Origin of the sequence: Segatella maculosa OT 289, from assembly GCF_000243015.1 — a bacterium.
GTDB classification, from domain to species: Bacteria; Bacteroidota; Bacteroidia; order Bacteroidales; family Bacteroidaceae; genus Prevotella; species Prevotella maculosa.
In genome coordinates, this window is the sequence record NZ_JH594501.1 from 99,738 (window position 1) to 114,526 (window position 14,789).

The 14,789-nt window shown below is 49.3% G+C and carries 7 protein-coding genes; 6 read left to right on the plus strand and 1 reads right to left on the minus strand.

The genetic code is table 11. The features are described 5' to 3' along the window. The first annotated feature begins 124 nt into the window (after nucleotides 1-124). The 6 genes from HMPREF9944_RS02710 to HMPREF9944_RS02735 all read left to right on the plus strand — a co-directional run bounded on the left by HMPREF9944_RS02710 (nucleotide 125) and on the right by HMPREF9944_RS02735 (nucleotide 12,275). Nucleotides 125-3,187 (plus strand): SusC/RagA family TonB-linked outer membrane protein, encoded by a 3,063-nt coding sequence (locus HMPREF9944_RS02710; protein ID WP_008564306.1) that lies wholly within the window; start codon nucleotides 125-127, stop codon nucleotides 3,185-3,187. A gap of 25 nt (nucleotides 3,188-3,212) precedes the next feature. Further along, nucleotides 3,213-4,781 carry a RagB/SusD family nutrient uptake outer membrane protein gene (locus tag HMPREF9944_RS02715; protein ID WP_044113255.1) on the plus strand — a complete coding sequence of 523 codons (1,569 nt, stop codon included), beginning with the start codon at nucleotides 3,213-3,215 and terminating at the stop codon, nucleotides 4,779-4,781. Nucleotides 4,782-5,055: 274 nt separating this feature from the next. Beyond that, nucleotides 5,056-6,252 carry an esterase gene (locus HMPREF9944_RS02720; protein WP_008564308.1) on the plus strand — a complete coding sequence of 399 codons (1,197 nt, stop codon included), beginning with the start codon at nucleotides 5,056-5,058 and terminating at the stop codon, nucleotides 6,250-6,252. After that, complete coding sequence (locus HMPREF9944_RS02725) at nucleotides 6,252-8,582, plus strand: beta-glucosidase (protein ID WP_008564309.1); 2,331 nt, start codon at nucleotides 6,252-6,254, stop codon at nucleotides 8,580-8,582. Before HMPREF9944_RS02720 ends, HMPREF9944_RS02725 begins: the two co-directional genes overlap by 1 nt. A 20-nt stretch (nucleotides 8,583-8,602) precedes the next feature. Further along, on the plus strand, nucleotides 8,603-10,963 hold the full coding sequence (locus HMPREF9944_RS02730; protein WP_008564310.1) for a beta-glucosidase family protein: 2,361 nt from the start codon (nucleotides 8,603-8,605) through the stop codon (nucleotides 10,961-10,963). Nucleotides 10,964-11,015: 52 nt separating this feature from the next. Next, entirely contained in the window at nucleotides 11,016-12,275 is a 1,260-nt protein-coding gene (locus HMPREF9944_RS02735; RefSeq protein WP_044113323.1) for an esterase, read from the plus strand. Between the two features lie 137 nt (nucleotides 12,276-12,412). Here the strand turns inward: HMPREF9944_RS02735 and HMPREF9944_RS02740 are convergent, their stop codons facing one another. After that, entirely contained in the window at nucleotides 12,413-14,314 is a 1,902-nt protein-coding gene (locus HMPREF9944_RS02740; protein ID WP_008564312.1) for a heavy metal translocating P-type ATPase, read from the minus strand. Between the last annotated feature and the right edge of the window lie 475 nt (nucleotides 14,315-14,789).

The following is a 14,789-nucleotide window of genomic DNA, read 5'->3' on the forward strand; positions in this document are numbered from 1 at the left end:
AGGAAAATGTTTGAACGCACCTGAAAGAACTTTTGAACGAATATAAAAAATAAAAGAACGGCTGAAAAAAGCTTTGTTTGGAATACATCATACCTTTGTCTCGCAACAATTTAATACTACAAAAATGAAGAAAACAGTATCGATCAGGTCATTTATCCTGTTTCTTTTAATGATTATGTGCCAGACATCATGGGGGCAAGAGCTCATAAATGTCTCAGGTAGTGTCGTTGACAACCTGAAAGAGCCGATGATTGGCGTGAGTGTTGTTGAAAAAGGAACATCAAATGGGGTCGTTACAGACCTCAACGGAGCATTTAAACTCAAAGCCCATAGGGGCGCAACGCTCGTTATCTCCTACATTGGTTTTGCCACACAAGAAGCCAAAGCAGCGCAAAACATGGAGATTATACTGCAAGAAGACTCTAAAATCCTTGAGGATGTCGTCGTCGTTGGCTACGGTATTCAGAAGAAAAGTTCGGTCACCGGCGCTATTTCTCAAGTGAAATCGGAAGACTTGGAGCACCGAACAATCACCGATGCCAAGCAAGCCTTACAGGGAAAGACGGCCGGTGTGCAGATCGTTTCGGCCTCGGCTGCGCCGGGAGCAAGTCCCACTGTGCGCATTCGCGGCTTCTCTTCGAATGTCAGTTCGGAGCCACTTTATGTAGTAGACGGTGTCCGTTTGAGCAATATCAGCGGTATCGACCCCAACGATATCGCCTCCATGGAAATCCTAAAAGATGCGGCTAGCGCCGCTATCTATGGTGCAGAAGCCGGAAACGGCGTCGTATTGATTACCACAAAGAAAGGAACTGCCGGCGAAGGACGCATCAGTTACAGCTTTCAATACGCCGGTCAATCGCTTGCTCGGGTGCCCGAGATGCTCAATGCAACCGAGTATATCCAATATATGACCGAAGGAAGCACCTTTACCCGGGACTATTTGATCGCTAATTGGGACGGAAAAACCGACACGAAATGGACAGATGTGGCTTTTGAGAATAGCAAAATGCGGAAGCACAACCTCGCCTTTACCGGCGGAAGTGACCGTGGTAACTATTATCTTTCACTCACTTATCTGAACAACGACGGCATCGTAACCGGCAATTCCGATACTTATCAACGCCTTACCGCGACCATTAATTCGGAATACATGATTAAGAAATGGCTCAAAGTTGGCACTACCAATCAGATTGAGAAATACAATGTGCGACAAGTTTCAAGCAACAATGAATATGGGTCCCTGCTCACTTCGGTGATGATGCTCGACCCATTGACTCCCGAAACCTACGTTGGAAGACCGCTTCCTTTCCATGTTCAGCATGCTTTAGACACCAAAAAGCATCTTCTTACAGATGCCAATGGAAACTATTATGGCATATCCAATTTCTATGCGGGCGAACAATACAACCCCTTAATCATGCGCGATAACAACCTTTCAAGGAACAGTGGCTTCGCTATCAACGGCTCTTTCTATGCAGATTTCACCCCGATTAAAGGCTTAACTTTCACGTCTCGTTTCGGTTATCGGCTTGGTGGAACACGCAGTAGCACCACAAATCTACCCTTTTATGGCAACGGTGTGCAAAGTAGAGACTACGTTGGGCAGAGCAGTCAAAGTTCAACTTCAATCTATTATCAGTGGGAAAACTTTGCAAACTACATGAAACAATTTGGCAAACACAATGTGAATGCCATGCTTGGTATGTCATATCAGGAATCTACCTATGACTATGTTCAAGGCGAACTTGCCCCTAATGGCGAACATGCCTTGCTCAAAAACGACCCTCTTTTCTACTATCTTCATTACGGATCTGCCTCGGCTACCAAGAGTGTCGACGGCGAAAAGACACGCACAGCAAAGCTTTCTTACTTCGGACGTCTAGGATATAATTATGCTGGAAGGTATTATGCGCAGTTCTCTTTGCGCGCGGATGCGGCCGACCTTGCCCTGCTTCCGAAGAATACCCGGTGGGGTTACTTCCCCGCAGCCTCCTTGGGTTGGACACTATCCGAGGAGAATTTCTTCGCTCCCTTGCGCAAAACGGTCAACAGTTTGAAGCTCCGTGTAAGCTGGGGACAGAACGGTAGTCTCTCCGCCTTAAGCGGATATGCCTACAGTACGGACATGGTTCAGTCGGGATTCTATCCATTTACCTCTGGAATCAAATATGTTCGAGGGGTCAGTCCGTCCACAATGGGCAACGAAGACCTTAAGTGGGAGACCTCTGAACAGACTAATATCGGCCTCGATACCTACCTTTTCAACAGTCGATTGAGCCTCAGTGTCGACTATTTCAACAAGAAAACAAAAGACCTTCTCATTTGGAATACCACCCCATCTCTTGAGATTGGCGGCAAAACCTCGCCCATAAATGCAGGCAATGTGAGCAATAAAGGCGTTGAATTTGAAGTGGGTTGGCGCGACCATATCAAGGACTTCACTTACGGAATACGTGCAAACTTGGCCACTATCAGCAATAAAGTCACCTATATTGACCCCTCCATCACTCGCTTGGCAGGCTCAACTTTCCATACTTATACCGTGACTTACTTTGAACAAGGCTATCCCGTGTATTACTTCCGAGGCTATAAATTCGCGGGAATCGACCCAAACACGGGCAATCCCACGTTTGAAGACCTCGACAACAGCGGCGATATCGGTGATGGAGACCTCACTTATATCGGTGATGCCATACCCGATTTCACCTATGGCCTGACGCTTACAGCGGCCTATAAAGGCTTCGATCTCACCGTATTCGGCAGCGGTTCGCAGGGCAACGACATCTTCAATTGCATCAATCGACCCGACTATGCCGCTGCAAACAAGCAGAAAGCGCTCTTCTATACCGACCGTTGGACACCTCAAAATACCCATGCTACCCAGCCACGGGCTGGCGCTTCGGACATGGATAAGTATGCTTGCTCGAGCGCTATGGTCTTCAATGGCTCCTATTTCAAGATAAAACAGATACAATTGGGCTACACCCTGCCAAAGAAACTGACCGCCAAAGTCGCCGTAAGCAACGCCCGTATCTACCTTTCTCTCGATGACTTCTTCACCTTTACCAAGTATAAAGGCTTCGACCCAGAGGCATCTTCCAATGCAACCTCGGGCATGGGCATAGACAAGGGAGCCTATCCCATGTCGAAGAAGGTTGTCTTAGGCTTCAATATTGACTTTTAATAACCTGTAATTTAGACGAACACTTATGAAAAAATCATATCTTTCACTCATGCTGACGGCCTGTCTTGCACTCGGAATAACGAGCTGTGAAGACCGTCTCGACATTCCCAAGCACGGCAATATGGGCAGTAAAGAAACCTTTTATCAGACAGATGAAGAGGCTGAACAGGCGCTGGCTGCTCTCCATATCAGCTTCCGTGCCAACCATTTCAATTGGTTCTTCGTCAAAAACCTGCTTGCTGACGACGTTTGGTGCGGCGGAGGATCGCGCGGAGACAACGCACAAATGGAGAAACTCAACGAATATACCTTCGGAACCGACCACAACTTGGTGCAGAGTGTGTACGTCAATCTCTACAATATCATCTATAATGCCAACCTGATTATCGAGCGTGTGAAGCCAAACACGCCCAATATGCGACGCGATATAGCCGAGGCTCGCTTCTTCCGCGCGTGGGCTAACTTCGAACTGGTGACGCTTTGGGGAACCGCACCCATAGTGGATCATTTGCTCAAGCCCCGGGAATATCGCCCCGGAAACGCCACAACAGAAGCACTTTGGGCCTTTGTTGAGAGCGACTTGAAGGCTGCTATCGAAACAGGGGAGCTGCCATCGAAGCATGATGTCAACGATGCTGAAACGGGAATCCGCATCACAAAGGAAACAGCTCAGGCCTATTTGGGGAAGACTTTCCTCTTCCAAGGCAAGTACGCAGAGGCTGCACAAATGCTTGACAACGTCATTCTCTCGGGCAAATACGCGCTCTTCACCGGCGAATACGACCTTCTCCTCCATGCAGTCAACAACAATTGTTGCGAGGATTTGCTCGAAGCACAGCTGCGAAACGACCCGGAACAAGCTTGGAATCAGATGACTATGCTCTATTTAATGCAGGGGTGGCGCACCGACAAGCTGCTTTATAGCGGACAAGCCGCTACCGAAATCGCCACGGGAACCTACGGTTTTTTGAATCCGCGCAAGGCTCTTTACGACGCTTTCGTGGCCGAAGAGGGAACAAACGGCTACCGCCTCAACAGCACGCTCCGCACCTATGAGCAGATGAAAGCTTATGGAATCAACATTCAACCGGGTGCCTTCGTCTATGGAAATGAGGGATATTTCATGTGGAAGACGCGCCCGTTGAAGGCCGATTGCATCATTGATGCCCCCTATTTTCAGGGACTTCAGTACACTAACCCGCGCGTCATGCGCTATGCCGAGGTGCTGCTTATGGCGGCAGAAGCCCACCTTCAGGCCGGAAATCCGGGCAAGGCACTCGATTATGTCAACCAAATTCGCAAGCGAGCCAAGCTCTCTCCGCTCACAACGCTCACCCTTGAGGACATTAAAAAGGAAAAACGACTTGAACTTTGCATGGAAAGTGTGCGCTATCAAGACCTTGTTCGCTGGGGAGATGCCAAAGAAGTGCTAGGAAAACAAGGCGCACAGATACCGTCACTCACGGTAAATGGCGTACAATGGGGCTTTAAGAACAGCACTTACGGCTTCCGTGACCGCAACAAACTGCTGCCGATTCCATTGAAAGAAACCGAGCTCAATCCGAATATCTCGCAGAATGAAGGCTGGAAATGAGGCGAAGTAAAAAAGCAGTCTGCTTCCCCTTGTTTGCAATATGGGCCGTTTAACTGTATTAAACAGCCTGTTTAAGCAGATTAAATAGGCCATATTGCAACACTAAACAGGCTATATTGCAAGGTTAAACAGGCTATATTGCACACTTAAACAGCCCATTTAACCGCACGAAATAGCCCATATTGCAGAACCGACTGACTTCCAATAACTTGCAATCCGGCAAAAAAAATAAACAACAACAACCAAATGACAACAAAAAAAACGATTAGATAGAATGAAAAAACAATTCGCAACCCTATGCTTGGCAACGCTGACAACATGCTGTTTTGCCCAGCAAAACCTATTTGGAGAGCAGCCTCCACTTTCTCCGGAGGTGCATTCTGACCACTCGGTCACCTTCCGTCTCATGGCTCCCAAGGCCGAATCGGTGCAGATAACGGGCGACTTTCTGCCCACACAAAAGGTGAATACGCCCTATGGGGAATATGATGCTCCGGGCATAGCCGACCTGAATAAAGACGCAAACGGCCTTTGGACGTTCACCACAAAAGGCAGTCTGAAGCCTGAACTCTACCTATATAACATGATTATCGACGGCGTAAAGGTGACCGATCCGGCCAATGTATATGCCATTCGCGACATCGCCAACACCACAAGCATCTTCCTTATTGGGGGCAACCGCGCCGACCTTTACAAGGTAAACAAGGTGCCTCACGGCACTGTTTCAAAGGTTTGGTATGACAGTCCGACGGCCGGAATGACACGACGCTGTACCGTTTACACGCCTGCGGGCTACGAAACGAGCCGCAAGAAATATCCTGTTCTCTACCTACTCCACGGCATTGGTGGCGATGAACAGGCCTGGACGGAGCTCGGACGCGCCGCCCAAATCCTTGATAACCTCATCGCTAAGGGCAAAGCCGAGCCTATGATTGTCGTTATGACCAATGGGAATATCTCGCAAGAAGCATGCCCCGGCGAGACTTCCGAGGGCTTCAAGGTGCCCACAATGGCGCTCCCAAAGACGATGGATGGCTACTTTGAGCAGGCTTTCCCTGACGTTATCAAGTTTGTCGAGGCCACTTATCGCGTGCAAAAGGACAAGGGCCACCGTGCTATCGCAGGCCTTTCGATGGGCGGTTTCCACTCCTTTTACATCTCAATCAACAATCCTGACGTCTTCGACTATGTGGGATTGTTCTCCGCAGCCATAGACCGACAGCAACAAGGTGGGCTTGATACAATCTATGCCGACCGCGAACAAAAGATCGATAAGCTGTTTTCAATGCACCCAAAGTTACTATGGATCGGCATTGGAAAGACCGATTTCCTATATAAGAACAATGCCGACCTACGCCATTATCTCGACTCTAAAGGGTTTAAATATGACTATATGGAGACCGAAGGCGGTCACATCTGGCGCAACTGGCGTATCTATTTAACTGAGTTCCTACCTAAATTGTTCAAATAATGAGACGACATCACATCTTTATCATGGCCATTGTAGCCTGCTTTCATAGTCTCACCGTATCTTCACAGCCCCGTTTACAGGCCGAAAATATCGATGATGTAATCGCAGCTATGACGCTTGAGGAGAAGTGTCACCTCGTATTAGGCTGCGGAATGAGCTATGGAGACGACGCAAAGTTTCCGGGAACGGCAGGAAGCACCTATGCCATTCCGCGCTTAGGCATACCGAAAACCTACTGTGCCGACAGCAATCAAGGACTAAGAATGAGTGCCCGACGTGACTTTGACAGCCGCAATTACTTCTGTACCGACTACATGACGAGCATCTCACTGGCCTCTACTTGGGACAAAGATGCCGCCTATCGCATCGGAAAAGGCATCGGAAACGAAACCAAAGAATACGGTCTTGACTGGATTCTTGCACCAAGTATGAACCTTATGCGCAATGTACTTTGTGGACGAAACCACGAATATTATTCCGAAGACCCTTATCTCTCGGGCACCATAGCAGCCCATTATGTGATGGGAATTCAAAGCGAAGGAACCGCAGCTTGCGTCAAACACTTTGCAGCCAACAGCCAAGAAACCAATCGAAATGCGAATGATAGCCGCGTCAGTCAGCGCGCTTTGCGTGAACTTTACTTGCGAACTTTCGAGTTAGCCGTGCGGATTAGCAACCCTTGGACGGTCATGACTGCCTATAATAGCATTAACGGTAAGCCCACATGTGAGGACATTTCACTCACCGAAACAGTGCTCCGAGGCGAGTGGAACTACAAAGGTTTAGTCGTTTCCGACTGGAATGCGGGAAGCAATGCGACCGCTTCAATGGTGGCAGGTAACGACATGTTGCAGCCAGGACAGGACAAACAGTATCACGAACTGCTTGCCAATGCGAAGAATGGAAGTCTGCCTATGGCTGTTCTTGACCGCAATGTGAAACGCATTTTGCAGTTTATTGTCAAGTGTCATAACTTCAACAACTATACTTACTCCAACGAACCAGATCTGAAACAGCATGCCGCTGACGACCGAAAGATCGGGGCTGAGGGCATGGTGCTGCTGAAAAACGAAAACGTTTTGCCTTTACTTGCAGGCCAAAACGTAGCGCTCTATGGCTGTACAAGCTATGACATCATTCCCGGAGGAACCGGTTTTGGCGGCACAACAGTGGGCCGTTACACAGTTTCTCTTGTTGAAGGGCTCCGCAATGCAGGCTACTCTGTCTACAAACCACTCATTAATCAATACAAGAAACATATCGCTTCTGAGCAGAAAAGGCTCTATCCTAATGGGCTTCCTCCCTTCTCTTTGCAGCCACTTCACCGCGCCGAAGAGATTGAAATGACCAAACAACAGTTGCAAGAGCATGCTGCTGCTAACGATATTGCGGTCATTACAATTGGTAGAAAGAGCGGCGAAGCGGCCGACCGCACGCAAGATGAGTTCAATCTGTACGCTAAAGAGCGGAAGATGATCAGCCAAATAAGCGAGGTATATCATAAGGATGGCAAGAAAGTCGTGGTGCTTCTCAACATCTGTAGCCCCGTGGAAACGGCCTCATGGAAGCATCTTGTAGACGGAATTCTTTGTACTTGGCAGAGTGGAGAGCAGGTAGGAAACAGCATAGCTGACGTGATTTCCGGTACAATAAACCCCTCCGGGCGACTTCCGGTAACCTTTCAAATCGCCTATGGTGACGCTCCTTCCGACAAAAACTTCCCTTCCGACGTGAAAGAAGTGAAAGACTTAGCCACGATGTATATGTGGGGCAATGATAAAAAAGACGCCAAACGGGAGGTCAAAGCCAATATCGATTACACCGATTATGACGAAGATATCTATGTAGGCTACCGCTATTTTGACAGCTTTGGCAAGGAGGTTAGCTTCCCATTCGGCTTCGGTTTGTCTTATACGACCTTTGCTTACGACCAAATGAAAGTCAATAAGCAGGGCGATACCTACACCGTTAGCGTAGAAGTGAAGAATATTGGTAACCTACCCGGGCGGAATGTGGTCGAACTTTTCGTGGCGGCACCACACAATAAGCAACTCAATAAACCCGAAAAAGAACTACGTGACTATGCAAAGACAAGCTTGTTGCAGCCAGGACAGCGCGAAACGGTGACCATGAAGGTGAGGACAGCCGACTTAGCTTCGTTTGATGAGAAGGCTTCGGCATGGAAAACGGACGCCGGAACCTACCAATTTATGATTTGTAGTTCGACAAATAAAATCGAAACAGAATGTCCGGTGGCCGTCAATTCCTACAAGAAAAAGGTAAATAATGTTATGAAACCGCAGGTAAAACTCAATCGCTTGCATCGTTAAACAATCAAATCATACCACCCATGAAGATGAAACAACTGTTTTCAACCGCCCTCATAGCATCGCTTTTCGTAGCATGTTCGCCGCAAGGAAAGACCATCGACAAACAAGAAATCATTCATAAACTGTCGTTGGAAGACAAGACTCACTTCGTCATTGGCACGGGAATGGAGCATGTGGACGGCAATAATGCCGTAATAGGAGCGACAAAATCAATCGTTCCCGGCGCTGCTGGAACCACCTATCCGCTTGACTCTCTCGGCATTCCCGCCATCGTTTTAGCCGATGGGCCGGCCGGATTGCGCATCAATGCCCACCGGAAAGGCGACTCGGCAACCTACTATTGCACGCATTTCCCTATTGGAACGCTGCTGGCTTCGACATGGAATCAAGAGCTTGTAGAGGAAGTTGGCAAGGCTATGGGGAACGAAGTGAAAGAGTACGGCGTTGATGTTTTGTTAGCACCTGCGGTGAATATCCATCGAAACCCGCTCAACGGACGCAACTTCGAATACTATAGTGAGGACCCATTAGTGGCTGGTAAGACCGCAGCAGCCTACATTCGGGGCGTTCAAAGCAACGGTGTTGGCACGAGTATCAAGCACTTTGCGTTCAATAACCAGGAGACTAACCGCATGAATACAGACGCCCGTATCTCGCAACGTGCCATTCGTGAGCTCTATCTGAAGCCTTTCGAAATAGCCATAAAAGACGCCGAACCGTGGACTGTCATGTCTGCTTACAACAAAATAAACGGCATATATACTTCTGAAAGCAAGGAACTTCTGACCACAATCCTGCGCGAAGAATGGGGCTACAAAGGCGCTGTAATGACCGATTGGTTTGGAGGTAAGGACGGAGCCAAGCAGGTATGGGCGGGCAATGACATGCTCCAACCGGGCAAAGAGGAGCAGTTCAGTGCGATAGTCGACGGCATAAAGAGCGGCAAACTGAAAGAGGCTGACCTCGACAGAAACGTTTCTCGCATCCTTAATCTCATCGAAAAGACACCTCGTTTTCAGGGTTATCGCTACAGTAACAAGCCTGATTTGAAGGCTCATGCAGCCGTAACACGACAAAGTGCTGCCGAAGGAATGGTGTTATTGAAGAACAATAATGCACTTCCCTTGTGCACTAAACCCGCTAAAACGCAAATTGCTCTCTATGGATATTCAAGCTATGACTTCATTGCCGGGGGCACCGGGTCGGGCAATGTGAACCATGCTTACGTGGTATCTCTGCCGGATGGCCTGAAGAATGCAGGCTACAAGATAGACAAAAGCCTTCAAAATGCATACATAAAGTATGTTGCCAAGTGCCAAGCCGACGAGGAAATGCGTCTCGAAGCAGCCAAAAAGAAAGACCCGAAAGTCGCTATGTTGGCAGCATTCCTGCCTACTCCGCGACCGACGGAGATGGAGATTGATACCCAACAGCTGGCCGTTCAGGCGCAAGAATCGGATGTAGCACTCATCACTTTGGGCCGTATCAGCGGTGAATTCCTCGACCGTAAGCAGGAAGACTTCTATCTCACGCAAGCCGAAAGCAAGCTCATTAGCAGCGTTTGTCAGGCTTATCACAAAGAAGGAAAGAAGGTTATTGTGCTCTTAAACGTCGGAGGAGTGATCGAAACTGCATCATGGAAGCACCTGCCCGACGCCATTCTTTGCACATGGCAGGCCGGTCAAGAGGGCGGAAACTCGGTGGCTGACGTCATTACGGGCGCGGTTTCGCCTTCCGGAAAGCTCACTATGACTTGGCCTATCGCCTTCTCTGACGCCTATTCTTCAAGGAATTTCCCTATCGATATCATACCCGATTTCGATTTGAAGGGCCAAGGTAAGAAAGGAACCGGCCGGAAAAACGTGGACTATACCAACTATGAAGAAGACATATATGTGGGCTATCGCTATTTTGACAGCTTCGGAAAGCAAGTCTCTTTCCCGTTCGGTTTTGGGCTGAGCTATGCGCAATTCCGGTATTCTGATGCCAAAATAGATAATAAAGGCGATGAGATTTCCGTTAGTGTAGATGTAAAGAACATCGGAAAAGCAGCAGGAAAAGAGGTCGTAGAGCTTTATGTTGCTGCACCCAACAGCCTTGAACGCAACAAACCCACACACGAATTGAAGGCTTATGTCAAGACAAGAACGCTGAAACCCAACGAGAAGCAAACGGTCACTTTGACCGTAAAAGCAGCCGACCTCGCATCATTTAACGAGACAAAATCGGCTTGGGTAGTCGACGAAGGGGCCTATCGTTTCCTCCTCGGAACCTCTTCCCGCGACATTAGGGCAACGCTTTCTGCCGACATAAAAGCACGGGAAACAAAGGTAAACAACGTGCTTGCACCGAAAGAGAAACTTGAATTGCTGCGTCGATAGGGCGATTTTCGTGCAAATGTCGACAAAACAACAATCATAAAAACCATAGATGATGAACAAGAAACTGATATTTTGCGCCGTATTTGCCCTACTCACCGGGGCAAGCGGCATGGCACAAGAGAAGCTTTTCAATGGAAGCAGCGTGCAATCGCCCGTGAAAAACGCCGACGGAACGGTCACTTTCAACCTCTATGCCCCACAGGCAAGGCAGGTAAGTGTGAGCGGAGACTTCCTGCCGACAGTGAAAATGAAAACCCCGAAAGGCGAAATTGACGTACCGGGAAGCGCACAACTCACGAAAAGCGCACAGGGCATGTGGAGCTATACGACCACCGTGCTCTCGCCGGAACTCTATTCTTACGCGTTCAACGTAGACGGATTGAACATCAACGACCCTGCAAACATCTACATGAACCGCGACATCAGCACCTACAGCAACATTTTTATAATCACCAAAACAAAGGGAGATAAGGGCTATCTTTACAGCGTCAACGAGGTTCCCCACGGCAATTTGGCCAAGGTTTGGTATGAAAGTCCGACGCTAAAAATGCAACGTCGCATGACAATTTACACGCCGGCGGGCTACGACAAGGGCAAGGCTTACCCCGTACTCTACCTCCTTCACGGTGCAGGAGGCGACGAAAATGCGTGGAGCGAGCTTGGACGTGCATCTCAAATCATGGACAATCTGATTGCAACAGGCAAAGCCAAGCCGATGATCGTGGTGATGCCGAACGGCAATCCCGACAGTCAAGCAGCCCCGGGAGAGTGGTCGAAGGGCATGTATAAGCCTACTTTCATGGCCAGTATCAGTCCGAAAACGCCCAAAGCGACCATAGAAGAGAGCTTTATGGACATTGTTAACTACGTAGACAGCCACTATAAGACCGTCAAAAGCCGTGAAGGACGCGCCGTTTGCGGCCTTTCTATGGGCGGAGGTCACACATTTGGCATCGCTCGGTTATATCCTTTGACCTTCGATTATTACGGACTTTTCTCCGCAGGATTGCATCTTTCAAAACCCATAAACCTGAAAGATCCGTCGCTATATGACGAAATGAAGGCCGACAAAACGTTCCAACAACAGATGAAAACGCTTTTCAACAGCAACCCAAAGCTGTATTGGATTGCCATTGGAAACACCGATTTCCTCTACAAAGCCAATGCCGATCTGCGCCGATTCCTTGACGATAACCACTATAAATACGAGTATGTGGAGACCGACGGCGGCCATATCTGGCGCAACTGGCGCATCTATCTGACGGCGTTTGCGCAGAAGCTGTTCAAAGCCTCGCCCACCTCGTCTCGCTAAAAGGAGAAGAAAAGTTTCTAACCCGGCCACTTTTCCAAGGCAAAGGGGCCGGTTTATTGTCCAATCATAACATTATTATGCTCCGTTTTCAAAGCATTCAGCTTCCCTTTCCTTGGGTATAGGACTGGGAAGCGGCGCTATTTCTCTTCAAACCGGGGCCGGTGGAGCGGCCTTATGCTGTTCATCACCGCCAATAAAGCCACACCGCTGTCGGCAAAAACAGCCTCCCAAAGGGTCGCCACGCCTAAGACTCCGAGCACCATCACCAGCACTTTCACGCCAATGGCAAAGACAATGTTCTGCAAAACAATGCGACGTGTGCGCCTGCCAATGGCAATTGCCTCGACAACCTTAGCCGGTTCGTCGGTCTGAATGATGACATCTGCGGTCTCAACTGCCATATCTGCACCCATGTTTCCCATGGCAAAACCCACGTCACTCAAGGCCAATACGGGCGCATCATTGATACCGTCACCCACGAAAGCAACCCGTTTCCCCTCTTTCTTCAATGCTTCAAGATGCGAAACCTTGTCTTCGGGAAGCAAATCTCCATAACCTTTCACGAAACCATGCCCATGAAAGCCCGCTATCAGCTTGTCGATGAGCGCCTGTTTGTCGCCACTAAGCACCTGCATTAACTTGATTCCCTGCGCTTTCAGGCGTTGAGGGAGCGTAAAAATGCCCGCTTTCGGCGTATCGGCCAGCAGGATATAGCCCACGAAACGGCCGTCATGGGCCACGGCAACGATTGTTTCTGCCACCTCATTCAAGGCCTCATCGTAGACAATCCCCTGTTTTTTCATCAGCCGAAGCGTCCCGATGGCCCACTCGCCGCAGGTCATTCCGTAGCCGGGAACGTTCACTATACAGGCCGAATCGACTGTTGCAAGCGGCTTTCCCTGCATGAATTCGACGACAGCACGGGCTATCGGGTGACTGCTTTTGGCCTCAACGGCGGCCACAAAAGCCAAGTCTTCGGGTGAAAGACCCACGGTTTGCTCCACCCGGAACGCCCCCGTTGTGAGCGTACCTGTCTTGTCGAACACCACCGTATCAAGCATTGTGACGGCATCAAGCCCGTTGCTTCCTTTGAAAAGAATGCCTTTTCGGCTTGCAACACCAATGCCCCCGAAGTAGCCCAAGGGTACACTGATGACCAAAGCACACGGACAACTGATAACCAAAAAGACCAAAGCGCGCTGCAACCACATGGAAAACGCATAGTCAGCTGCCGAAAACAGCGAGGCCAACCACGGCACAACGACCACCAACACGGCCAAGGCTATCACCACAGGCGTGTAGACATGGGCGAAACGGTGGATAAATGCCTCGGTAGATGACTTGCGTTCGGCCGCCTCTTCCACCATTTTCAGAATGCGACTGATGGCACTTTCGCTTGCTTCGCGCACCACTTCGAGTCGCACAATGCTGTCGGTTGCAATCATTCCTGCCATAACTTCGTGACCCGTTTCTATCATTCGGGGCACCGATTCGCCCGTCAAAGCGGCCGTATTAAAGGCGGCCGGAGCATCTAAAAGGCGGCCGTCGAGGGGCACACGCTCACCGGGTCGCACTTCGATAATGCTGCCAATAGTCACCGCTTCGGGCCGTTCTTCACGCCCATCTGCCAGCCTTGCGAAGTCAGGACGAAAGGCTATGAGCCGTTTGATGCTGTCGCGTGCACGGTCGACCGCCCTGTCTTGCAGGCCTTCGCCCACGCAATAGAGCAGCATAACGGCTACGGCTTCGGGGTATTCTCCCAAGAAAAAGGCGCCAATGGCAGCCACCGACATGAGCATGAACTCGCTGAAGAAGTCGCGTTCGTGCTCGATTTGCTCCCAAGCCTCACGCATCACGGGCAGTCCCACAGGCATAAAGGCCACTATATAGATAAGGAGAACGAGATAAGGATTAATGAACCGGAACGTCTCAACATTGTCAAGAAACAGTCCTATCACTAAGAATACTGCCGAAACGACGATAAGTTTCCAGTTCATTTCGCCTCCGCCATGTTCATGGCTATGTGCTTCGTGTGCCATATTTCTTTATTTTGATTTCTAAAGGCAAAGGTATAAGGTTTTTTTCGCAACCGAGTTGCAAAGGAGAACGGGCCGCTTTGCAATCGAAAGAAAAGGAACAAGCTTTATGTTCCAAAAATGGAAACGCACAAAATGGTTGAGAGGAACATGTAGGGACGCACGGTCCGTGCGTCCGTTCGGCGCGGAACAATCAACTTGTAAATTTGTTTACTCGTTCATTGCCAACTGAAACGTGGGCGGACGCACGAGCCGTGCGTCCCTACATGCATTCGAGCAGCCCGCCCTATCCATCATTTTACACATCAATACAGCCATGATGGGTATATAGGGACGCACGGTTCGTGCGTCCGTTTGGCGCGGAATAATCAACTTGTTAATTTGTTTACTCGTTCATTGCCAACTAAAACGTGGGCGGACGCACAGACCGTGCGTCCCTACATGCATTCGAGCAGCTCACTCTATCCATCATTTTATA

Excerpts from the sequence above, each read along its gene's own strand:
- HMPREF9944_RS02715 (WP_044113255.1), top strand. The coding sequence starts at position 3,213 with ATGAAAAAATCATATCTTTCACTCATGCTGACGGCCTGTCTTGCACTC.
- HMPREF9944_RS02710 (WP_008564306.1), top strand. The coding sequence starts at position 125 with ATGAAGAAAACAGTATCGATCAGGTCATTTATCCTGTTTCTTTTAATG.
- HMPREF9944_RS02725 (WP_008564309.1), top strand. The coding sequence starts at position 6,252 with ATGAGACGACATCACATCTTTATCATGGCCATTGTAGCCTGCTTTCAT.
- HMPREF9944_RS02735 (WP_044113323.1), top strand. The coding sequence starts at position 11,016 with ATGAACAAGAAACTGATATTTTGCGCCGTATTTGCCCTACTCACCGGG.
- HMPREF9944_RS02720 (WP_008564308.1), top strand. The coding sequence starts at position 5,056 with ATGAAAAAACAATTCGCAACCCTATGCTTGGCAACGCTGACAACATGC.
- HMPREF9944_RS02730 (WP_008564310.1), top strand. The coding sequence starts at position 8,603 with ATGAAGATGAAACAACTGTTTTCAACCGCCCTCATAGCATCGCTTTTC.
- HMPREF9944_RS02740 (WP_008564312.1), bottom strand. The coding sequence starts at position 14,314 with ATGGCACACGAAGCACATAGCCATGAACATGGCGGAGGCGAAATGAAC.